This is a genomic window from Rarobacter faecitabidus, from assembly GCF_006716265.1.
GTDB lineage: Bacteria > Actinomycetota > Actinomycetes > Actinomycetales > Cellulomonadaceae > Rarobacter > Rarobacter faecitabidus.
This window is the reverse complement of record NZ_VFOS01000001.1, coordinates 247,007-267,736: the sequence shown is the minus strand read 5'-3', so window position 1 is coordinate 267,736 and position 20,730 is coordinate 247,007. Positions and strand designations below refer to the sequence as shown.

The following is a 20,730-nucleotide window of genomic DNA, read 5'->3' as shown; positions in this document are numbered from 1 at the left end:
GGCCTACTCTTCCTCGATCCGCGGGAACAGCGCCGCGCCCTTGGTCACCGTGGTTCCCGCCGCGAGATGCCCAAACGATCCGGCGCTGGCGAGCGGTGCGGCAGCGAGGTCGCCGTCCGCGCCGAGGCTCTCCCAGAGGGCGGCGGAGGCGGTAGGAATGACAGGGTTCAGCAGCACGCTGAGCGCGCGTAGCGCCTCGGCCGCAGTCACCAGGATGGTGGCGAGCCGACCGCCCTGCACGCCAGCGCCGGACTCGTCCGTCTCGCCCGGGAGCTTCGCGACCTTCCACGGCTCCTGCTCGGTCAGGTACTGGTTGGTAGCATCGACCAGCGTCCACACGGCGGACACCGCGTCGGTCGTGCTGATTCGGTCGATTGCGGCCTCAGCGTCCGCCAGCGCCTTGGCAGCGACGGCTTCGAGCCCCGCTTCGGCATCCGTCAGCCCGCCTACTGAAGGCAGCGCGCCGCCGAAGTACTTGCCGATCATGGCCGTCACACGGGAGGCGAGGTTGCCGAGGCCGTTGGCGAGTTCCGCGTTGTAGCGCGCCGAGAGGTCCTCCCACGAGAACGACCCGTCGTTGCCGAACTGCACGGCGCGGGTGAAGTAGTAACGGAAGGCGTCCGCTCCGAAAACCTCGACGATTTCTCGCGGGTGGATGCCGGTGAGTTTGGTCTTGGACATCTTCTCGCCGCCGACCAGCAGCCAGCCGTGCGCGAACACCGTCTCGGGCAGGGGTAGCCCGGCGGCCATCAGCATCGCCGGCCAGATGACGGCGTGGAATCGGAGGATGTCCTTGCCGACGAGGTGCACGCTCGCGGGCCAGATGCGCTCGAACTCGGCCTGCTTGTCGGCGTCCTCGAGCCCGATGGCGGTCGCGTAGTTCAGCAGCGCGTCGAACCATACGTACAGGACGTGGCCGGAGTCCCACGGTAGCTCGATGCCCCAGTCGAAGGACGAGCGCGAGATGGACAGATCGCGCAGGCCCTGGCGGACGAACCCGATGACCTCGTTGCGCGCCGACGCGGGCTGCACGAACTCGGGGTGTTCCTCGTACAGCGCGAGCAGGCGATCTCCATACTGGCTGAGCGGGAAGAAGTAGTTCTCCTCGGAGAGCAGTTCGACGGGACGCCCATGGATCTTGCAGAGCAGTTGACCCTCCTGGTCGCCCGTGCCCTCGATCAGATCGCCGGGGAGTTTGTACTCCTCGCAGGCGACGCAGTACGGGCCCTCGAAGTTGCCCTTGTAGATCTGCCCCTCGTCATACAGGCGCTGGATGAATCGCTGCACCGCGACGACGTGGCGCTCGTCCGTGGTGCGGATGAAGTCGTCGTTCTTGATCTCGAGTAGGTCGAGCAGCGGCCGCCACTCCTCGCCCACCAGCCGGTCCGCCCACTGCTGCGGCGCGACGCCCTGCGCCTGCGCGGTGCGCATGACCTTCTCGCCGTGCTCGTCGGTTCCGGTCAGGAACCAGACGTCCTGCTGGCGCTGGCGGTGCCAGCGCGTGAGGATGTCCGCCGCAACGGTCGTATATGCGTGGCCGATGTGCGGTGCGTCGTTGACGTAGTAGATGGGCGTAGTGAGATAGAAACAGGAGGGCTCAGCCATGCCTCCCATGGTAATGCGCGCATCTCAGTGAGTGAGAACGGGTTTCGGAAAATGGACCACCAGCGACCGAATGCGAGGTGTCTGATACGAAGCCGACACCAGTTGTGGTTGTGGGACACCCGATATTGGCGGTGCCCGGCAACCACATCCGGTGTTCTAGCGCGGTCGAGCGAGCGGCGATCAGCGCGAGCCGCCGCGTGCCGCGAGCGCGGCCTCGTACACGTCCCGCTTGGCCGCACCGGCGGCCTCGGCCACAGCGGACGCCGCCTCCTTGAGCCGCACCCCGTCCGCGACGAGGTCGAGCACGCGCCGGGCCAGTTGCTCCAGGTCCACGGTCTGCTCGCGAGTCGCACCGCTGACCACGATCACGTACTCGCCGCGGGGCGTCCCCACGTCTTTGACCAGTGCGCCGATTTCCCCGCGCAGCACTTCCTCGTACGTCTTGGTGAGTTCCCGGCAGACGGCAGCAGCCCGATCCGCCCCGAACGCAGCCGCCATGTCGGCCAGCGACTTGTCGATGCGATGCGGCGATTCGAAGAACACCATGGTTCGTGCCTCGTCCGCGAGCGCCGCCAGGAGTTTGCGCCGATCGCCCTCCTTGCGCGGCAGGAATCCCTCGAACGTGAACCGGTCCGTGGGCAGCCCTGACAGCGCGAGCGCGGTCAGCACGGCCGAGGGGCCGGGTGCCACAGTCAGGGCGACTCCGCGCCGCGCCGCTTCCGCGACCAGCGGGAAACCCGGGTCCGACACCGTGGGCATACCGGCGTCCGAGACGACGACCACGAGCTTGCCCGCCTCCGCGGAGTCCAGGAGCGCATCGACTCGGTCGCGCTCGTTGTGCTCGTGATGGGAGATGAGTTCGGCCTGCATCGCCACACCCAGGCGCCGGGCCAGATCGCGCACCTTGCGAGTGTCCTCCGCGGCGATCACGTCGGCGGTCGCGAGCAGTTCCACCAGGCGGGCGGATGCGTCGCGAGAGTTGCCGATGGGCGTCGCCGCCAGGACGATTCGTGCTTCAGCCATACGTCACAGCGTGTCATAGGTAGCATTGCGTTACGTGAGCACAGCAGCGCAGGGCCGCCTCGGCCACCTGGACGAGTTCCGTGCGCTGCTGTTCAGCCACCGCGAACTGAACCTCCGCGATCGCGGGTGGCTGCTGCCCCTGATCGTGACGGCCATCGGCGGCCTCATCCGGCTGATCGGGCTGAATCATCCGAGCACCCTGGCCTTCGATGAGACGTACTACGTTAAGGACGCCTACACCTACTGGGAGCTCGGCTACGACGCGCAGTGGCCCGAGAAGATCGACGACCAGTTCGCGGCCGGGAGCCCCGACCTGTACAGCGAGAAGGCCGCCTACACGGTTCATCCGCCGGTCGGCAAGTGGATCATCGGGCTGGGCATCAAGCTGGGCGGCGTTGAGAACCCGTGGGCGTGGCGTATCGCGACGGCGCTCCTCGGCACGATCGCGATCCTGATCCTGGCGCGCACCGCGCGCCGCCTGCTGTCCTCCACCAGGCTGGGGGCGCTGGCCGGCGGGCTGCTCGCCATTGACGGCCTCGGCATCGTGATGTCCCGGATCGCGCTGCTGGACGGCGTGCTCATGTTCTTCGTTGTCGTCGCGTTCGGCTGCGTCGTGGCCGATCGCACCGATTCGCGCCGCCGCCTCGCCCTAGCGGCCGCACGCGCCGCGGACGAGGGCCGCCCCCCGATACGCCTGCGCACCGGCATCCGATGGTGGCGCATCGGGACCGTCGTCGCGCTGGGACTTGCCATGGGCACCAAGTGGTCCGGCCTGTACTTCGTCATCGCGTTCGGCGCGCTGATGGTCTGCTGGGATCTCTCGGCGCGCCGGGCGATCGCGCGCAGCGGGATTGGGCCTCGCCCCAGTGGCGGCCGCGCGGTTCCGGTTTCCAAGAAGGACGAGTCCTCCGCCGCCCTCGATGACACGGCGACCGATGCCGCAGCCCTCGCGGCGACAGCCAGCGACGAGTTCCCCGCCGAGAGCGGCGACAACCCCGACACCGATCACGATGACCCGGCGACGGGGGACTCGTCCTCTCCCCTGCCCTGGGTGCGCGACTGGCTGCTGCGCGACGTCGCCCGGGCGGTACCACTGGGACTGCTCGCCGTCGTCGTATACGTCGCGACGTGGTGGAAATGGTTCACGCATCTGGGCGCATGGGGGCGCACCTGGGCGGCCGGCCACCCCGAGGCGTATCCGAGCCTGCTGCCGGATGCGCTGCACGGCTGGTGGGACGGCGCGCGGTCGTTCATCCATTACCACTCGACGATGCTGGAGTTCCACTCGCACCTCGACTCGGCGCACCAGTACATGTCGAATCCGTGGCTCTGGCCCATCCAGTACCGCCCGACGTCCTTCTTCTGGGAGGACACTGATATCTCGTGCTTCGGTGACGACAAGTGCATCGAGGCGATCACCGCGCTGGGCAATCCGGTGCTCTGGTGGGTGGGGACAGCGGCCATGATCTTCGCGCTGTGGCGGCTGGTCACGCGCCACGACTGGCGGGCCGGGGCCGTCATCGCGGGTTACTTCGGCGCGTGGGTGCCGTGGCTGTTCTTCGCCCACCGCACGATCTTCAACTTCTACATGGTCGTGCTCAGCCCGTTCGTGGCACTCGCGGTCGCCTACGCAGCAGCGGTGCTTCTCGAACGGACCGAGGTGTCCGCCTCGCTCGTGGAACGGGCGAACGAGGACGGCGAACTCACGCGCGCGAAACTGGCCGCGCGTCGCCTCGTCCGAAGGTCCAGGCGTGGGCGACGGAACACCACGTGGGCGGTTGCGGCGATCATTGCCGCGATTGTGGCCGTGTCCGTGTTCTTCCTGCCGCTGTGGACGGGCATGCCGGTGCCGTACCTCTTCTGGCTGGTCCACATGTGGTCGGCTTCCTGGATTTAGCGGGGCCACTGGCGCCTTCGCCAGGGATGCGCCACGGATCGAGCGAGGCTGGTTTCCGGTCGGGCTGGCGGGACGAGTTCGGACGGACCGAGGCCGCGTGCGCGCGAATTCCGCAGCCGAACCTCCCGCTACGCCCCGAACAGGACCGGTGCGGGACCGCCGCGTCCGCGGGTTAACTCTGGATGTACTGGCCGAATTGCCGGATCAGGGGCTCAGCGCCGGCCTCCGCGTTGGCTCCCATCCAGGTGACGGCCCCGGCGGTGAGGACGTGAGTCGCCACCTCGAATGAATCCGAGGTGCGAGCGACCACCCAGGCGAGTGCCCCGTCGATCAGCGCGGGGCCTTCCGGAGCGCGCCGGTGGTGCGGTACCGAATCGAGCAGGCCGATCAGCGGCGTGCCGGGTTCAGAAAGCCACTGCGCGATGCCCCGCTGGGACGCCGAGAGGAAGCTGAGGGCCCAGGAATCGGCGTCCTCGACGGCTTCGGCCATTCGACCGAGGGAATACAAGGAGACGAGCACGGTCGGTGGATCCCAGGACACGGCGATGACGTCGGTCACCGTGCGGGCCACGTCCAGCCCGCGATGGCGCGCGGTAACGACCGCGACGCCCTTGGCGAGTCGATTCGAAACGTCGCGGAACTGCTCGCTCGCGTCGTTCATGCCCCGGCGATAATCATCGGCTTGCGCGCGTCAGTTCACGCGCGGGAGTCAGTTCTTGGACCACGACTGCGAGTTCGGCATCAGTTCCACCCAGGTGTTTCCGGGTGCGAGCTCCACGTCCTCGCCGTTGGCTGTCAGGATGACCGGTGAGGCGGTGTCCTTCTTCTTCCACTCGACCTCGATCGCCTTGCCCGCGCTGATGACGAGTCCCTTACCGGAGCCGATGACGATGGTCTCCGGCACCGCCGTGCCGGCGGGATCGCGGTACTTGGTGGTCTCGAGCTTCACCTTGAGCACCACCACGTTGGCGGCGCTCAGGCGCGTGCCGTCCGCCACTGTCGCGGGGGTCGACCCCTCGGAGCGGAGGAACTTGCCCTCGTCCCACTTCCAGCGCGGATTGAAGCCCTGGGACATCTGCACCGAGAGTTCGTCAATGGGACTGCCCGCGGTGGCAGCCGTCGACTCCTCCGCACTGGAGGCGTACTCGAAGGCCGGATCCGGCAGCTTCTTGTGATCGCCCTTGGCCTGCTTCCAGAACGCGGTCGTGTCGCCGAGCACGTTGTGGGGGGCGGCACGCCCTGGCATGCGGGAGAATCCGGCGTCGCCCCGGTCCATGCTGATCACCTGCAGTCCCGCTGCCGGCGCCAGGCCGAGGAAGGCGCGCTGACCGCCCGAGTACGCGAGCAGACCGCCGAGAGGCGCCACGATATTCGCGTCCATGGGCCGCACCGAGCGCACAGGCGCGACCTGCTTCGGGTTCTTGGACTGGAAGACCGCGATGAAGCGAGTGATGCCGCCCTCGACGACCTCCTCGTACACGATGTCCGCTTGATCGATGCCGATCTGCGGGCGTGCCGATGGCGAGTTCTCGATCTTGATCGACAGCGCAGGACGCTTCGCCACCTTGTCCGTGGGAACGCCCGTGAGCGGCCAGACGAGTTCCCTGACCGGCTCAGGCGCCGGGACGCGAGTCGCGACGGCGGGTGGCAGGACGCTCACCGACACCGGTTCGGGGGTTGCGGGCTTACCGCAACCGGCCAGCAGGAGCGCGGCGCAGGCCGTCAGTCCGGTTGCCGCGGCAGTGAGTTTCGCAGTATTGAAGTGGCGCCGATCCACGTTAGTTCTCCCTCAAGCCAATGTTCGCCGACCACGTTACAGCCTAGGGCTCGGCCTAGGCTTAGGTGGTGAGCCGCGCCCGAGGACACGCCAAATGGATGAGAGATGGGAATGCTGCGATTCCATCGCGACGCGGAAGCCGAGGCAGGATGTGAGATCGCGGCTTTGAAGAAGCGGGGTCGTGGACGACCCGGCAGAACTGGTAGAGCCTTCTCAGAGGGTTGAGCCACGTCAGGATGATTCTTGCGCCCTTGTCTGTGAGGCACATCATGACGCCGCACCGGCTTTCGCCTCGTCCTCGGAAATCGACACCGCGGGGCGTCTATACGGTGGCAGTCAGATCTTCCCCGCGCGCATCAGGTGCAGGCGACAGCAGGACTGACTGCTAGGAATGTTAGGGAGCACAGTGATACGAGTAAGCCGAAGAGGGTTCCTTGCCTTGAGCAGCGCAGCCGTGGCTGGCTTCGCCGCAGGAGCAGCAGGGGAAACCGAGGTTGCGGCACTCGCGTCACGGGGGCACCTGGACTTCTACAACAGTTACGCGGCGACCATCCACGCGGGGCGAGTGACACCGCCTCGCCACAACCAAATCTCGGTCGTATGGGGCGGACCCGACGTCGCGAAGGTGGCATTGACGTTCGATGACGTTCCCGCAGGCGATTGGACGCCGCGGGTACTCGACGCGCTCAGCGCAGCCGACGCTAACGCAACCTTCTTCGTTCAAGGGAACAGCCTGGAGCAGAACTGGCAGATACTCGCTGACGCGGTCGGCACGCACGAGATCGGCATCCACACCTGGGACCATTCCGACATGGGACGGATGACTCTGGCCCAGGCGACCGATCAGCGAAAGCGGGCTGGATCTGGTCACCGTCTCGGAGTTGCTCGGTGCTGCTTGATGCGTGGCTGAGTTGCGACTTCGCCAGCCCCTCATCGTGTGCGGGTTTGCGGTTCGACTGCGGGGACTGCGGCGGGCGCACGCGAACCGGGAACCCGCACACGACGTTTGTCCTACGATGATCTGGTGCCCCACTCCCGACCGTCCGCAGCTACCTCCGGCGCACAACCCGTCGAGTCGGAAGTCCGTGCCCTAGTTGCCGGCGAAGTCGATCACCTCGTGGTCGGTACCTCGGGTTCGTCAGGCGGGTCGCGGCGCGTTCGGCTCTCACGCGTGGCACTGCAGGCATCCGCCGCCGCAACCCACAGGCGCCTGGGCGGGCCGGGGAACTGGCTGTTGTGCCTGCCGACAAGTCATATCGCCGGCATTCAGGTGCTGATCCGAGCGGTACTGGCGGGCACGAATGTCGTGACCCAGCCGTTGGACGATGGGTTCGCGCCGCAGGCCTTCGCCAACACCGCCCGCGAACTCGGCCCGGGGCGCCGGTACACCTCGATCGTCCCTACGCAACTGACCCGACTCCTTGCGCACGACGAGGGAACCGCAGCGCTCGCGCGCTTCGACGCGGTGCTCGTCGGCGGGGCGGCAACGGACCCGGAACTCCTGACCGAGGCACGCCTGGCCGGAGTGAATGCCGTGACGACCTACGGGATGACGGAGACCTGCGGCGGCTGCGTCTACGACGGGCGGGCGCTCGACGGAGTCGAGCTTTCGATCGACCCCGCTGGCAGAATCCGGGTCCGAGGGCCGGTCCTGGCCGATGGCTATCTCGATGCCGAGGGCAACCTCGACGAGGCCGCCACCAACCAGCACCTGACCGCTGACGGCTGGTGGGTGACGAACGACCTCGGCTTCATCGACCACGGCCTGTTGCGCGTCACCGGCCGCGCGGACCGTATCATCAACACCGGCGGGGTGAAGGTCGACCCGGAGGCGATCGCGGCGGCGGTCCGGTGCGCGCTGGCTCCCAAGAGTGAGGCGCTCGGGGACGGGGCGCCCGGATACGAGGTTCACGTGCTCGGCTTGCCGGACCGGGAGTGGGGCGAGCGCGTCGTGGCCGCCGTCACCCCGACCGCTGGCGAGGACGTTCCGACGTCGCCAGTACGATGGTCCACCGAGAGGGTTCTCGCTCTGCGCACCGCCATAGCCCGGGAGTTGGGCCGAGCGGCGGCCCCAGCAGAGGTTTTCACGGTCGCATCCCTGCCCCGTGGCGACCTCGGCAAGGTCGACCAGGCCGCGCTCGCGACGCTACTCCAAGCGGCACCGCAAGGCTGACACTCCAACGTACGCGACGACCATTATCAGGAGGGCTCATGGCCACCGCATCCGAATGGCTTAGCGGCGCCCGGCCGCGCACGCTGCCCGCCGCCGCGGCACCGGTGCTGGTGGGCACAGCCGCCGCCGAGTTCCATAGTGAGGCCCACCTCGGCGCGGCGCTCCTGGCGCTCGGAGTCGCACTGAGCCTGCAGATCGGCGTGAACTTCGCCAACGACTACTCCGATGGGGTGCGCGGAACGGACCTGGATCGGGTGGGGCCCACCCGCCTGGTCGCGTCGGGCGCGACGAGCGCCCGTTCGGTCAAGTTCATGGCGTTCGCCTGGCTGGGTCTGGGCGCGCTGTTCGGCCTGGCGCTCATCACGGTCAGCGGGATCTGGTGGTTGCTCGCGGTCGGCGTCGCTGCGGTGCTCGCAGCGTGGTACTACACGGGAGGCCGCAATCCCTACGGCTATCGCGGGCTCGGTGAAGTGGGGGTGTTCGTGTTCTTCGGGCTCGTCGCCGTGCTCGGGACGATGTATACCCAGGTCCACGCAGTCTCATTTGCGGGCGTGCTCGGGGCCGTCGCCATCGGCCTATTGGCTTGTGCACTCCTGATGGTTAACAATATTCGCGACATCGCCACGGACTTCACCGCCGGGAAGCGCACGCTTGCTGTGCGGCTGGGCGAGCGCCGCGCCCGCAGGGCGTTCGTGGCGATGCTGTGGCTACCGCTACTCATCGCCGTGGCCGCGGCCCCACTCACGTCCGGATGGTCGCTCATCAGCCTGGTGCTGCTCGCTCCCGCGGTTGTCTTGTCGATCCCGGTAATGGCGGGTGCGTGGGGCCGCGCGCTCATCCTGGTGCTGGGGGGGACCGGCATCTACGAACTCGCCTACGCCGCCCTATTCAGCCTCGGCCTGCTCCTCGCCGCCTAGTCCTTCGGCCGCGTCCTTGGTCGGCACGTCCTGCTTCGCCAACTCGATGGTGGCGGAACGCTCGATGGCCTCGTCCTCCTCCGCGAAGTAGGACTCGTCCTTCTCGCTGAAGCGGTGCCCAGCCTTTCTCCGCTGGCGACGCTGTGCCAGATACTGAGAGGCCTGCTCGCGCGGCCGGCCCAGGACCGCGTACGAGATCAAGAGAGCGAGCACGACGGCCCACACCCACAGCAGCCAGCCTCGCATCCCGAACTGATACAGGACGATGACCGAGATGAAAACCAGCGCGATCCGGTAGGCGGAGTACAAGACGAAGGGCACGCATTCCAGGGTAACGGCTCTGGCGCACTACGCTAGGAAGATGCCCCGCGCCCTGCTGACTCTCGCCGCGATCGGACTGACCGTGTTTGCGGCTGCCGATTGCTACTCAAGCCCGCGCTACCGGCTCGTCGGCGCGCCCCGCTGGCTCTGGATGGTGTTGATCATCCTCCTGCCGCTCATGGGCCCCATCCTGTGGCTGATCGTCAGTCGCAACGCCAAGCGGCCGGCCCCGATTGCCCCCGACGACGACCCAGATTTCCTTCGATTCCTGGAGAATCGAACGCGTCGGGCAACCTATGGTCAGGAAGCAGGCGAGGGCGAAGACGGGCCTGAGGAGTCCGAATCGTCCGACGACCCGGGCGAAGGCGAGGCCTCCTCCGGCTCGTCCAAGTAGTCCGCGGACACCGCTGCATCGTGGATAGCGTGCCGGGGGAATCGCGACGGAGCTTGGGAGCCGGTCTCCTCGGCCGTAGGCGCGTGACGGCCGCGCTCAATCTCGCCCGGCGTACCGTCGTCCCGCGCGCCGGGCGCCATGGCGGCGGCAATCGCGGTCGTGATAGGGATGGCGAGCACCAGCCCGATGGAGCTGACGAGCGTGCGCACCACCTCCTCGGCCACCGCACCGGATGTCAGTGCCGTGCCGATCGCCTGCTGCTGCATCAGAATCAGCATGAATAGTGGCAGCGAGGCGCCGAGGTACGCGAACACGATCGTGTAGACCGTGGAGGCGATGTGGTCGCGGCCCACTCGCAGGGCGCCGCGCATGATGGTGAGGCGGCTCGCGTGCGGGGCCAGTTCGCGCATCTCCCACACGGCCGAGGCCTGGGTCACGGTGACATCGTTGAGCACGCCGAGCCCCGCGAGCACGATGCCGCACATGACCAGTCCGCGCAGGTCGAGGTTCGGCACGTACAGCGGCAGGGAGATCGCCTCCTCCGACGTCATGCCGGACAGTTGTGCGGCGTTCGTCGCCCACATCGCAATGCCGGTGGTGAGCGACAACCCGGCGATGGTGCCGAGCAGGGCGGTCGAGGTCCTCACCGATACGCCGTGCGCGACGTACAGCGAGACGAACATGATGGCCACGGCGCTGACCAGAGCGATCGGCATCGGGGGTCCGCCCGCCAACAGCGCCGGGATCGTGAAGTATCCGAGCACTCCCACCGAGAGCAGCAGGCCGACGAAGGCGGATACGCCCCGCCAGCGGGCGACCAGGAACACGAGGACCGCGTAGAGGATCGCGAGAGCGAGGATGGGGGCGCTGCGCTCGTAGTCCATGAAGATGTAAGGACTGGCATCCTCGCCTGAGCCGTCGTCCACCCCGATGGCATAGGGCAGATAGACGACACGGATCTGGGCCCCCACCTTGACCCCGGCGGCGACTTCCTCGTATGGCAGGTGGACGGTCGCTTCGTCTCCCACCTCTGGGATCGGATCGCCGTTGGCGGTGAGCCGCGCTCTGGCCTCGTTCGGAATCCCGGTCACGCGGATGGTGATGACGGCGTCCTCGACGGGATCCACGCCGACGATCTCGGCGTGCAGGATGGTTGCGTTCGGATCGGTGACCGGCAGTGGGTCCGGTAGCTTGTCGGAGTCGGGCCACAGGGCGGCCATCCCCACCACGGTCGCCAGGACGACGGGGATGAGGACCGCCAGGATGATGCGGATCGATCCGCGTCCCGTCGATGCGGCGTGAGCGTGCGCGTGAGCGGCGCTCACGCGATGTCCTTCCGCAGGGTGGTGGCTCGGCCGATGGCGGCGAGCGCGACGCCGTAGCCGGTCAGGACGAGCGCCCCGGCCCACCAGGGCAGTAGTCCCCCGCCGGAGATGGCGTTGTACACACTGCCCTGGGTGAGCGCCTCGCCCGCAGCGCCCGGCAGGTAGGCGGCGATGTCTCCGCCCGCTCGCGGCATTGCTGCGGGCAGGGCTATGCGCAGGATGGGCTCGACGAATTGAGTGAAGGCCAGCACGACCACGACCACGACGGCCTGGTTCGTGAGCGTCAGGCCGAGTCCCACGCCCACGACCGTCCAGATCGTCAGCGCCAGTACGCCCAGGGAGATCGACCGCCATACCTCGCCGGAGCCGAGCATCGAATCGTGGCCGAGGATCTCCAGCACGCCAGCGCCCGCGGCAACCCCCGCGAGGATTCCGCATACGCCGAAGATGACGCCCATCGGGATCGCGGCGACGAGCTTGCTCGCCGCGAATCGCCCTCTGCTCGGGTAGAACAGCAGCGTGGGAACGATCGTCTTGTGCCGGAACTCGGCGGTGACGGCAAGCGCGCCGACGAGCACCGGGAACACGTAGCCCAGCGAGACGGCGATCGTGTAGACCGTCTTGACGATCTGGATGTCGGTGAGCGCCCCGAGCTCGCCCGTGGTGTCGGTGACGAAGCTATAGGCCATGACCCCGGACAGGAATACCATGTAGGCCGCCATCGAGGCGAGCAGCACCCACCACATGCGCGTCGAGAAGAACTTGGCGATCTCCATGCGGACTGAGGCGATCACTCTCCGGCCCTCCCGTCTTGTGCAGTTGCGGGGTGATGATGGGACTGTGGCGGCCCATCCACGAGCCGGAGGAACGTCTCTTCCAGCGAGGGCGCGTCATCCTCGAGGCGGTGGATCTCGACGCGCGCGGCATATAGCGCGTGTCCGACCTCGCTGGCTCGCACCCCCGCGATGCGGAAGGTGCCCGCTCCTTCGTCGGTCACCGGCCAGCCCGTCGCCTGCAGGGCGGCTCGCAGCGCATCGGGATCCGGGCCGGAGACCACCGCGGCGGGCTCAGCGAGGGCGTGGAGTTCGCGTAGCGCGGATTCGTGGACGAGTCGCCCGCGAGCGATGATGACGACGTCATCAACGGACTGCTGGACCTCCGACAGTACGTGGCTCGAGACGAGCACCGTCCTGCCGGATTCGGCGTAGTTCCGCAGGAACGTCCGCAGCCACGCGATGCCTTCCGGGTCTAGCCCATTGGTGGGCTCGTCCAGGATCAGCACCTCGGGATCGCCGAGGAGCGCCGTGGCGAGCGACAGCCGCTGGCGCATTCCAGTCGAGAATCCCTGGACGCGGCGATTCGCGGCGTCCTCGAGTCCCAGGAAGCTGAGCAATTCGTCGCAGCGTGCATCGCCGGCCCCAGCGGCGGGCGCGAAGAGCCGCAGGTGGTCACGGGCGGTTCGCCCGGGGTGGAAGGACGATGCCTCGAGCGCCGCCCCGATGTGCCGGGCAGGCTGACGGAAGTCGGTGTAGCGACGACCGTCGAAGGTCGCGGTTCCGCTGTTCGCGCGTGCCAGGCCGAGTAGCATCCGCAGGGTCGTCGTCTTGCCCGCGCCATTGGGGCCGAGGAAACCGGTGACACGACCGGGCTCGACCACGAAGCTGAGATCGTCGACGGCGTGCACCCGCCCGAAGGATTTGCTCAGGTTCGAAACCTGAATACCGAGTGACATACTCACTACGCCTCTCCCGGGATCACAGTCCCGAGTACGAGTGCTTTCCGTTGAACAGCAGGTTCACGCCCGTGAAGTTGAAGATGAGGCACGCGTAGCCAGCGATGACCAGGTACGCGGCGCGGCGCCCGGTCCACCGGTTGGTGGCGCGGGCGTGCAGGTAGGCGGCGTAGACGACCCAGACGACGAACGACCAGACCTCCTTGGGGTCCCACTGCCAGTAGCGTCCCCAGGCGTCCTCCGCCCATACTGCGCCGGTGATGAGCACGAAGGTCCACAGCACGAAGGCGATGGAGTTGACGCGGAAGCTCGTCACCTCGAGCGTCGACGGGCTGGGCAGCGCGCTCAGCCAGCGCCAGCGCAGGATGCCGGCGTTCGCGGGTACGGCGGGCGCCTCGTCCTCGATCTGGACGGTTACGAGACGCGATGGCTTGTCATCCCACGTGCTCCCAGCGGCGGCGCTTCCTGCGGCGATGACCTCAGCCTCGCGGGGCGCCTGTCCAGCGCTCGCGGCCTCGAACGCGCGGTCGTACGAGTCCCGGAGCAGTTGCAGGACGGTGAGCACCATGCCGACCGTGAAGATTCCGGCACCGGACACGGCGATACCGACGTGCAGGATCAGCCAGTAGCTCTGCAACGCCGGCTGAACGCCGTCTGCGACCACATGCCACTGCGTCAGCCCCACACCGAGGAAGGCTGTGGCGATGCCCGTCACGGGGGCCCCGATGAACCAGACGCCTTTCCAGTACGCGACGATGAGGAAGGCCACGATGGCGACGAAGGAGCCGACGAGAGTGAACTCGTACATGTTTGCCCACGGCGCCCGGCCCGCGGCGATGCCGCGAGTGATAATCGCGGCGAGCTGCAGCAGCACGCCGAGCTGCACGACGGAACGCGCCATTCCCAGCGACTTCGCGCGTCGCCGGTCGCTCGTCTTGACCTGCGCCTCCGTTGTGCTGTCGGCGAGCGCCCCGCGTCCGGAGACGAGGTTGACCGTGAACAAGATCATCGCGATCAGATACGCCGTCGCGGTGCCCCACACGAGGACATCGCTGACTTCAGCGATCGTCATTGTCCCTCCAGATTGCTGTTCTTCGGCTGCTTGGGATCCGCGGAGTCGGGCGCGAGCGGGGCGGCGGCTTCCGCCAGTGAGCGTACCGCACGTTCCAGCCCGCCGTCATCGGTTCTCGATATGCCGGCGGCCTCGATCGAATCGGCCGTGATCCGGACCCACATGCGCCGGCGGGGGATGAAGAGGGATAGCCCGAGTCCGGCGACCGCTGCGAGCGCGGATACAAGTACGTAGGTCAGCGATGGATCGTGACGCAGATCGAGCGCCACGAAACGCTTCACGCCCTCGAACGTGAATTGGCCGAGCCCATCGGGCAGGTCCACGGTCTGCCCCGGTCGTACGACGAGCGTGACCGGATTTGCCCCGTCGAGAGACTGAGTCATGCTCGCGGTGTCGAGCTGGTACACGTTCTGCGGGATTCCGTCGTCGAGGCCCAGATCGCCGCGCCAGACGGTGAGCACCAGCGCGGGGTCCAGCAACTCGGGGAAAAGCGAGCGCCACGCGCCAGATTCGGTCTGGTCCGCGGTGGGCAGCAGGTAGCCGACCAGACCGAACTGTTCGCCCGAGGTCACGTCCGGAACCTTGATCGTGCCCTGCGAGGTGTAGACGCTGTCCCTCGAGATGAAGGGAATGGCCCCGGCGAACGCCACGTTTCCGTCCGCGTCCGTCACGCTCACCTCGGGGGCGTACCCGTTGCCCTGGAGATAGATCTTGGCGCCGTCGATGTTGAGGGGATGGTTGACCTTGATCTGCTTCTGGGCGGGCGCGCCGTCGCGGGTGATCGTGACGTGCGCAGTGAAGTCCTGCGCTTGCGCATCCGAGGTGCGGAACTGCGCGTCGAAGTCGTCGAGCGTCATGTTGAACGAGCTCATAGACGCCGGGTCGAACCAGGCTCCCGATTCGAACGTGTCGTAGTCCACCTGGGCGTTGGCGAAACCCTTGCCCTGGACGAGGATCACCTGGCCGCGGTAGTGAAACAGCTGCCCCAGCGCGACCGAGATGAGGATGCCGACCAGCGCGACGTGGAAGAGCAGGTTGCCGGTCTCACGCAGGTAGCCGGACTCGCCGCCCACCACGATCGCGCCTTCCTGGTTCGAGATTGCGGTGCGGAATCGGCCGGTGAGGCGCGGGCGGCGCAGGAAGCGTAGCGCTCGGGCGGAGGCCTCGTCCACGTCGACGCTGACGCCAGCCGAGGCGACATGGACCGGCATGCGCTCGAAATTGCGCGGTGCGCGCGGCGGGGCCTGGCGTAGCGCGCGCGCATGCACGCGAATGCGCGGGATGATGCAGCCGATCAGCGAGATGAACAGCAACAGGTAGATCGCCGAGAACCACACCGAGGTGTACACGTCGAACAGTTGCAGTCGATTGAGGAGATCGACTCGGTCGGGGTGATCCTGCAGATACCGCTGGTAGCCAGTCGGGTTAGCCATCCGCTGCGGGATGATCGAGCCGGGAATCGCCGCGACGGCCAGCAGCATCAGCAGCATGAGTGCCACGCGCATCGACGTGAGCTGCCGCCAGATGAACCTCAGCCAGCCGCGCCAGCCGAGTCCCGCGACCACGGTCGATTCGCTCACAGGACCGTCTCGAATCCGGAGATCCACAGTTGCAGGTGCGATGCGAGGCTGCTCCACACGCCGGTGAGCATCAACGCCCCGAGGAGAATCAGCAGCCCGCCACCGATGCGCGAGGTGGCGAGGCGATGACGCCGCAGGAATGCCATGAGGCGAGCGGACGACCCCAGGCCGAGGGCGACGATCACGAACGGGATGCCCAGCCCAAGGCAGTATGCGAGCGCGAGGACGCCGCCGCGCGCTGGCGAGCCCCCGTCGAGCGCGAGCGCGTTGATCGCGGTGAGGGTCGGTCCCATGCAGGGCGTCCAGCCCAGGCCGAAAGCGATGCCCAGCAGCGGCGCCCCCCAGACACCGGTCGACTCCGGCAGCCGGAATCTAGCCTCTCGCTGCAGGGCGGGCACGAGCCCCACGAATGCGAGTCCCATCACGATGACGATCACGCCGAGCGCGCGCTGAACAAGAGTGTCCCACTGCACGAGGAAGTGTCCGACCGTGCCGAAGAACACGCCGAGCGCGAGGAAAACGAGCGAGAATCCCGCAATGAAGAGGGCCACCCCCAGGCCGAGACGGCGACGGTCGGCGCGCGGTGAGGGCGGTGGTGAGGACGAGCCGACCGCCATCATCGCCGCGACCGTTCCAACGGGCTGCGCGGCGCGATCCGTCGCGGCGAGCGAGGTCACGTAACTGAGGTACCCCGGCACGAGCGGCAGGACGCATGGCGACGCGAACGAGATGAGGCCGGCGAGCAGCGCGATGGGGATCGCGAGCAGTACCGGCCCGGAGAAGACCGCCGTGCCCCAGGAGTTGCCGGCCTCGGCGAGGATGGTCACCCGGCCGCCTCCGCGAGCACGTCATCGATCAGCGTGGCAAGGGTCGCCTGCGAGGCCTCGCCCAGCACGCGGGCGGCGACCCGTCCCTGGGTGTCGAGCACGATGGTGGTGGGGACCGCCTGGATGGGGACGACGCCCTGCAGGGCCGAGGTTACCGAGCCGTCCGAGTCCTGAATCGACGGATACGTCACGGAGAACGTGCGCTGGAACGCCGCCGCAGCGCCCGCATCGTCGGTCGAATTCAGCCCGACCAGGTGTGCCTTGCCCTCGTACTGCGCTGCGACCTCGACGAGACCGGGCGCCTCCTTGCGGCACGGCGGGCAGGCCGCGTACCAGGTGTTCACTACCACGACGTCCCCGGCCCACGCGCCGGTATCGACGGGAGCGCCCGCGAAATCGGTGCCGTGTAGCCGCACCGCCTGGCCGCGCTCCGCGGGCGACCAGGTGCGGATGGATCCGTCTCCTGACTGGTAGCCCTGGTCAACGACATCTCCGTTGCCGGAGTCCGATGCGCAGCCGCCCGCGAGCGCGAGCGCCAGCAGGCACGCGACGGCGACGACGAGCGCCCGCAGCGAGCGAGTCGCGGGGCCATCCATGGCCCTGGTGAAAAGTCCGCCGCCGCGCGATGTGTCCCGCGCGCTGCCGCGCGAGAACCCGTCGACGGGTCTGCGGCGGGTCGAACCCGCATCCGCGGGACGCGTCGAGAGCCTGATCACCGCGTCGGCGCTCCCCGAGATCCTGGCCCTAGTCGTCACGCGCCGGCCACCCCGCTCGCGCCGGGCAGCAGGTCGGCGACCGGTTCGTGGAAGGTGATGCCCGTGTACTCGTCCCCATCGAAGTGGATCGAGGTCACGGACGCGAGGGAGCATTCGCGCTTGCGCGGGTCGTGCCACAGTCTGCGCCCCTCGAAGGCGAGGCGCGCGATCCAGATCGGGAGCTGATGACTCACGATGACGGCTTCGCGGCCGGCGGCCAGATTGCGGGCGTCGGCGACTGCGGCGTGCATGCGCGCGACCTGGTCGCGGTAGGGCTCGCCCCACGATGGACGCAACGGGTTGATGAGATGCGGCCAGTGGCGCGGATGCCGAAGCGACCCGTCGCCCACGCCGAACGTCATGCCCTCGAAGTAGTTGGCCGCCTCGATGACGCGGTCATCGGTGCTGATCTCGAGTCCGAGCGCGCTGGCGATGGGTGCCATCGTCTGCTGCGCTCGGGTCAGGGGCGACGCCACGAGCGCCGCGACGTCGTGGCTGCCGTCCGAGAAATAGGTGCCGAGGCGCGCCGCCATCTGCTGCCCCAGCTCGGACAACTGATAGCCCGGTAAGCGCCCGTAGAGGATTCCCTCGGGGTTGTGCACTTCGCCGTGGCGGACAAGATGCACCGTCGTGTGAACCATGAAGACAGTCTCCCAGACATTGCTTAACGCACCGTGATTGGTTTATGCTACAACTATTGCGTTTGCAATTAAGTCGATTCCAACTCTCCCAGGAGCAACATGACCACCCTTCCCGAGGGCCTGACCGCGGGCACCTACGCCATCGACGCCAGCCACTCCGCCGCCAGTTTCATCGTCCGTCACGCCGGCATCTCCAAGGTGCGCGGCTCCCTTGCGATCACCAGCGGCGAGATCGTGATCGCCGATGAGGTCGAAGGCTCATCCGTCGTCGCCGAGATCGACGCCGCGAGCGTCGACACCGGCAGCGAGCAGCGCGACGAGCACCTCAAGAGCCCCGACTTCTGGGACGCCGCAGTCAACCCCACCTGGACCTTCAAGAGCACCTCTATCGCCGCGGACGGCGCAGACTTCGCCATCACCGGCGAACTCACGCTCGCGGGCGTCACTCGCTCCGTCACGCTCGACACGGAGTTCACCGGAGTCGCTACCGACCCGTTCGGAAACTCGCGCGCCGGGTTTGAGGCCACAACCGAGATCTCGCGCAAGGACTTCGACATCACCTGGAACGCGGCGCTCGAGACCGGCGGGGTGCTCGTGAGCGACAAGGTGAAGATCGAGCTCGACATCTCGGCGATCAAGCAGGCGTGAGCCTTACGGCCCCCACGGGGCCCCCGCCTATCCGGGACGATAGATAGGACCATCTAGTGCAACTGTTCGCGGCGCAAGTCGCGAATGGTGGGGACCCGCACCTGACGTCAGGTGCGGGTCCCCTTGTGTCTCTGCAGGTACGTACGACTCGGCGTGGTCCATGCGGCTCGGCGTGGTCTCGATGCACTGGACCTGCAGCGCACCCCCTCGGCCCGACCCCGACAGGCGCGACCGACAGCGAACGATGCGCGCACCAGTCCCGGTTCACCGTCACTTAGTGCCGTTCACCGTATGAAATACATGCGGGTGAACGGCAATATCATGCCCCGAACCGGTGAGCGCGGCACGTGGCGCCCCGGCGTGCAGGTTGGTGCCCCGGTGTGCAGGTTGGCACCCCGGCGTGTGACGCCTCAGGCGCGGAGCACCCGACGGCCTGACGCCGGACCCTTGATCGCGGCGGCCAGCCGTTGCTCGTCAACGCGCCAAATGCCCTGCGGGGTTCCGTCCACGACAACCACGGGCACGCTGTCAGCCCATGCCTCGCGAGCGGCGGAGAGCTCGTCCTCGGTCAATGCCCGGCTGGTGCGCGCACCACTGCCGGCCACGTCCGTCACGCCGAACTCGCCGGACAGGTCGGTCTCGCGCCACGGTTCACCCAACTCGGCGCAGACCCGCTCCACAACCTCGCGGGCGGCGGGGCAGAGCGAGCACGCACCGCGTATGAAGAGTTCAACGCGCACAGATCGTATCCCCTCGCTCAAACCACGGCACGAATCGCACATGGCTATACAGTTGATGGTAATGACCTCCTCGACCGCAAACACTCGCCGAGCCGCATTCTTCGATGTGGACAACACCATCATTCGCGGTGCGAGTTCGTTCCACCTTGCGCGGGCGCTGGTCAATCGCGGGTTCTTCCGCAAGCGGGACCTGTTCAGATTCGCGGTCCACCAGGCGCGCTACCTCACGTTCGGCGAGAACAAGCGGCAGATCGCGGAAATCCGCAGCGAGGCGCTCGACATCATGCGCGGGCACCTGGTCGCCGAGGTCGTGGCCATCGGCGAGGAGGTTTACGACGAGGTCCTGTCGCTGCGCATCTTTCCGGGGGCGCTACGCCTGGTGAACAGGCACCTCGAACGCGGGGATGAGGTGTGGCTCGTCTCGGCGACGCCGATCGAGATCGGGGACCTCATCGCGCGCCGCCTGGGAACGACTGGAGCGCTCGGGACCATCGCCGAGCACGAGGATGGCAAGTACACGGGACGTCTGGTCGGCGACATGATGCATGGCGAGGCCAAGGCACGCGGCGTCCAGCGGCTCGCCAAGGAGCGCGGAATCGATCTGGCCGAGTCCTATGCCTACGGCGACTCGATGAACGACTCGCCGTTGCTGTCGACGGTTGGGCATCCCTGCGCGATCAACCCTGATCGCCGCCTGCGCCAGCACGCAAAGAAGGTGGGCTGGCCCATCCGGGACTTCCGCGGCTCGCGGGTGTTCAATCGGCGCAATGTGCGCACGGCCTCGGCTGCCGGCGCGCTCTGGGCGGCCATCATCACGATTCGCTCGGTTCTGCGGCACCTCCGCGGCCGCCGCTAGCAAGCTACCCGCTTGCGCCTCAGCGCTCGGCGCTCACGGGCTCACGGGCTCACGGGCTCACGGGCTCACGGGCTCACGGGCTCACGGGCTCACGGGCCATGTTGCGCCCACTCCTACCCGCGCGAGCCATGAAGCGCCCAGTTCACGCGCGGCTCACAGCCCCGCTCACGCGCGGCTCACAGCCCCGGCCCAACCACAAAAAAGCCCGCAAAAAGCGATTGAGCCCGGCCGAAGCCGAGCTCAATCATGACGTCACTTCTTGTTGCGACGCTGGTGGCGTGTCTTGCGAAGCAACTTGCGGTGCTTCTTCTTCGCCATGCGCTTGCGACGCTTCTTGATAACGGAACCCATGGGGCACTCCTTGCGGCAGTAATGAATCGTGGTCCTGCAATACAGCCTCGATCTACGCCGAGACAGCAAAGTCCGTCTTTCAGCCTACCCGCTCTG

22 protein-coding genes are annotated in these 20,730 nt (G+C 67.5%); 7 read left to right on the top strand and 15 right to left on the bottom strand.

Translation table 11 applies throughout. From position 1 onward, the window contains the following. Positions 1 to 3 precede the first annotated feature (3 nt). Positions 4 to 1,605, bottom strand: a complete 1,602-nt coding sequence (gene metG, locus FB461_RS01320; RefSeq protein WP_142118227.1) for a methionine--tRNA ligase — start codon at positions 1,603 to 1,605, stop codon at positions 4 to 6. Between the two features lie 180 nt (positions 1,606 to 1,785). Next, positions 1,786 to 2,628 carry a 16S rRNA (cytidine(1402)-2'-O)-methyltransferase gene (gene rsmI, locus FB461_RS01315; RefSeq protein ID WP_142118225.1) on the bottom strand — a complete coding sequence of 281 codons (843 nt, stop codon included), beginning with the start codon at positions 2,626 to 2,628 and terminating at the stop codon, positions 1,786 to 1,788. A 34-nt stretch (positions 2,629 to 2,662) separates the two neighbouring features. On the opposite strand from rsmI, the gene FB461_RS01310 reads away from it, so the two are divergent. After that, positions 2,663 to 4,525, top strand: a complete 1,863-nt coding sequence (locus FB461_RS01310; protein WP_170222541.1) for a dolichyl-phosphate-mannose--protein mannosyltransferase — start codon at positions 2,663 to 2,665, stop codon at positions 4,523 to 4,525. Positions 4,526 to 4,697: 172 nt separating this feature from the next. Here the strand turns inward: FB461_RS01310 and FB461_RS01305 are convergent, their stop codons facing one another. Next, positions 4,698 to 5,186, bottom strand: coding sequence for a flavin reductase family protein (locus FB461_RS01305; protein WP_142118221.1), 489 nt, complete (start codon positions 5,184 to 5,186; stop codon positions 4,698 to 4,700). 48 nt (positions 5,187 to 5,234) lie between these two features. After that, complete coding sequence (locus FB461_RS01300; protein WP_246045952.1) at positions 5,235 to 6,302, bottom strand: DUF3048 domain-containing protein; 1,068 nt, start codon at positions 6,300 to 6,302, stop codon at positions 5,235 to 5,237. A 439-nt stretch (positions 6,303 to 6,741) separates the two neighbouring features. Here FB461_RS01300 and FB461_RS01295 point away from each other — a divergent pair, with 439 nt between their 5' ends. From FB461_RS01295 to FB461_RS01285, 3 genes are all read left to right on the top strand, one after another. Beyond that, positions 6,742 to 7,212 carry a polysaccharide deacetylase family protein gene (locus FB461_RS01295; protein ID WP_170222539.1) on the top strand — a complete coding sequence of 157 codons (471 nt, stop codon included), beginning with the start codon at positions 6,742 to 6,744 and terminating at the stop codon, positions 7,210 to 7,212. Between the two features lie 114 nt (positions 7,213 to 7,326). Next, on the top strand, positions 7,327 to 8,475 hold the full coding sequence (locus tag FB461_RS01290) for an AMP-binding protein (protein ID WP_246045951.1): 1,149 nt from the start codon (positions 7,327 to 7,329) through the stop codon (positions 8,473 to 8,475). A 38-nt stretch (positions 8,476 to 8,513) separates the two neighbouring features. Continuing rightward, entirely contained in the window at positions 8,514 to 9,392 is an 879-nt protein-coding gene (locus tag FB461_RS01285) for a 1,4-dihydroxy-2-naphthoate polyprenyltransferase (protein WP_142118215.1), read from the top strand. On the opposite strand, the gene FB461_RS01280 is transcribed toward FB461_RS01285, so the two are convergent. After that, on the bottom strand, positions 9,360 to 9,713 hold the full coding sequence (locus tag FB461_RS01280) for a DUF4229 domain-containing protein (RefSeq protein WP_170222537.1): 354 nt from the start codon (positions 9,711 to 9,713) through the stop codon (positions 9,360 to 9,362). The genes FB461_RS01285 and FB461_RS01280 overlap by 33 nt on opposite strands. Positions 9,714 to 9,753: 40 nt before the next feature. Between FB461_RS01280 and FB461_RS01275 the strand changes: the two genes are divergently transcribed. Next, positions 9,754 to 10,107, top strand: a complete 354-nt coding sequence (locus FB461_RS01275) for a PLD nuclease N-terminal domain-containing protein (protein WP_142118211.1) — start codon at positions 9,754 to 9,756, stop codon at positions 10,105 to 10,107. Here the strand turns inward: FB461_RS01275 and FB461_RS01270 are convergent. From FB461_RS01270 to FB461_RS01235, 8 genes are read right to left on the bottom strand one after another with little or no spacing between them, the layout of a single operon-like run. Continuing rightward, positions 10,014 to 11,432 carry a YibE/F family protein gene (locus FB461_RS01270; protein ID WP_246045950.1) on the bottom strand — a complete coding sequence of 473 codons (1,419 nt, stop codon included), beginning with the start codon at positions 11,430 to 11,432 and terminating at the stop codon, positions 10,014 to 10,016. The two genes, FB461_RS01275 and FB461_RS01270, sit on opposite strands and share 94 nt — an antisense overlap. Then, on the bottom strand, positions 11,429 to 12,226 hold the full coding sequence (locus FB461_RS01265) for an ABC transporter permease (protein ID WP_246045949.1): 798 nt from the start codon (positions 12,224 to 12,226) through the stop codon (positions 11,429 to 11,431). The genes FB461_RS01270 and FB461_RS01265 overlap by 4 nt, the downstream gene beginning before the upstream one ends. Continuing rightward, on the bottom strand, positions 12,223 to 13,164 hold the full coding sequence (locus tag FB461_RS01260) for an ABC transporter ATP-binding protein (RefSeq protein WP_142120631.1): 942 nt from the start codon (positions 13,162 to 13,164) through the stop codon (positions 12,223 to 12,225). The genes FB461_RS01265 and FB461_RS01260 overlap by 4 nt, the downstream gene beginning before the upstream one ends. Positions 13,165 to 13,186: 22 nt before the next feature. After that, entirely contained in the window at positions 13,187 to 14,236 is a 1,050-nt protein-coding gene (gene ccsB / locus FB461_RS01255; RefSeq protein ID WP_246045948.1) for a c-type cytochrome biogenesis protein CcsB, read from the bottom strand. After that, on the bottom strand, positions 14,233 to 15,816 hold the full coding sequence (resB, locus tag FB461_RS01250; protein WP_246045947.1) for a cytochrome c biogenesis protein ResB: 1,584 nt from the start codon (positions 15,814 to 15,816) through the stop codon (positions 14,233 to 14,235). Before resB ends, ccsB begins: the two co-directional genes overlap by 4 nt. After that, positions 15,813 to 16,643, bottom strand: a complete 831-nt coding sequence (locus FB461_RS01245) for a cytochrome c biogenesis CcdA family protein (protein WP_211349817.1) — start codon at positions 16,641 to 16,643, stop codon at positions 15,813 to 15,815. Before FB461_RS01245 ends, resB begins: the two co-directional genes overlap by 4 nt. Beyond that, on the bottom strand, positions 16,640 to 17,398 hold the full coding sequence (locus FB461_RS01240; RefSeq protein WP_342776101.1) for a TlpA family protein disulfide reductase: 759 nt from the start codon (positions 17,396 to 17,398) through the stop codon (positions 16,640 to 16,642). Before FB461_RS01240 ends, FB461_RS01245 begins: the two co-directional genes overlap by 4 nt. Further along, positions 17,395 to 18,039 carry a histidine phosphatase family protein gene (locus FB461_RS01235; RefSeq protein WP_142118208.1) on the bottom strand — a complete coding sequence of 215 codons (645 nt, stop codon included), beginning with the start codon at positions 18,037 to 18,039 and terminating at the stop codon, positions 17,395 to 17,397. Before FB461_RS01235 ends, FB461_RS01240 begins: the two co-directional genes overlap by 4 nt. Before the next feature lie 99 nt (positions 18,040 to 18,138). Between FB461_RS01235 and FB461_RS01230 the strand changes: the two genes are divergently transcribed. Then, positions 18,139 to 18,687, top strand: coding sequence for a YceI family protein (locus FB461_RS01230; protein ID WP_142118206.1), 549 nt, complete (start codon positions 18,139 to 18,141; stop codon positions 18,685 to 18,687). Positions 18,688 to 19,097: 410 nt separating this feature from the next. On the opposite strand, the gene FB461_RS01225 is transcribed toward FB461_RS01230, so the two are convergent. Continuing rightward, positions 19,098 to 19,427 carry a glutaredoxin family protein gene (locus tag FB461_RS01225; RefSeq protein ID WP_246045946.1) on the bottom strand — a complete coding sequence of 110 codons (330 nt, stop codon included), beginning with the start codon at positions 19,425 to 19,427 and terminating at the stop codon, positions 19,098 to 19,100. 61 nt (positions 19,428 to 19,488) lie between these two features. Here FB461_RS01225 and FB461_RS01220 point away from each other — a divergent pair, with 61 nt between their 5' ends. Continuing rightward, on the top strand, positions 19,489 to 20,283 hold the full coding sequence (locus FB461_RS01220) for an HAD family hydrolase (protein WP_142118202.1): 795 nt from the start codon (positions 19,489 to 19,491) through the stop codon (positions 20,281 to 20,283). Positions 20,284 to 20,535: 252 nt separating this feature from the next. Here the strand turns inward: FB461_RS01220 and FB461_RS01215 are convergent, their stop codons facing one another. After that, positions 20,536 to 20,634, bottom strand: coding sequence for a 30S ribosomal protein bS22 (locus FB461_RS01215; protein ID WP_003792170.1), 99 nt, complete (start codon positions 20,632 to 20,634; stop codon positions 20,536 to 20,538). Between the last annotated feature and the right edge of the window lie 96 nt (positions 20,635 to 20,730).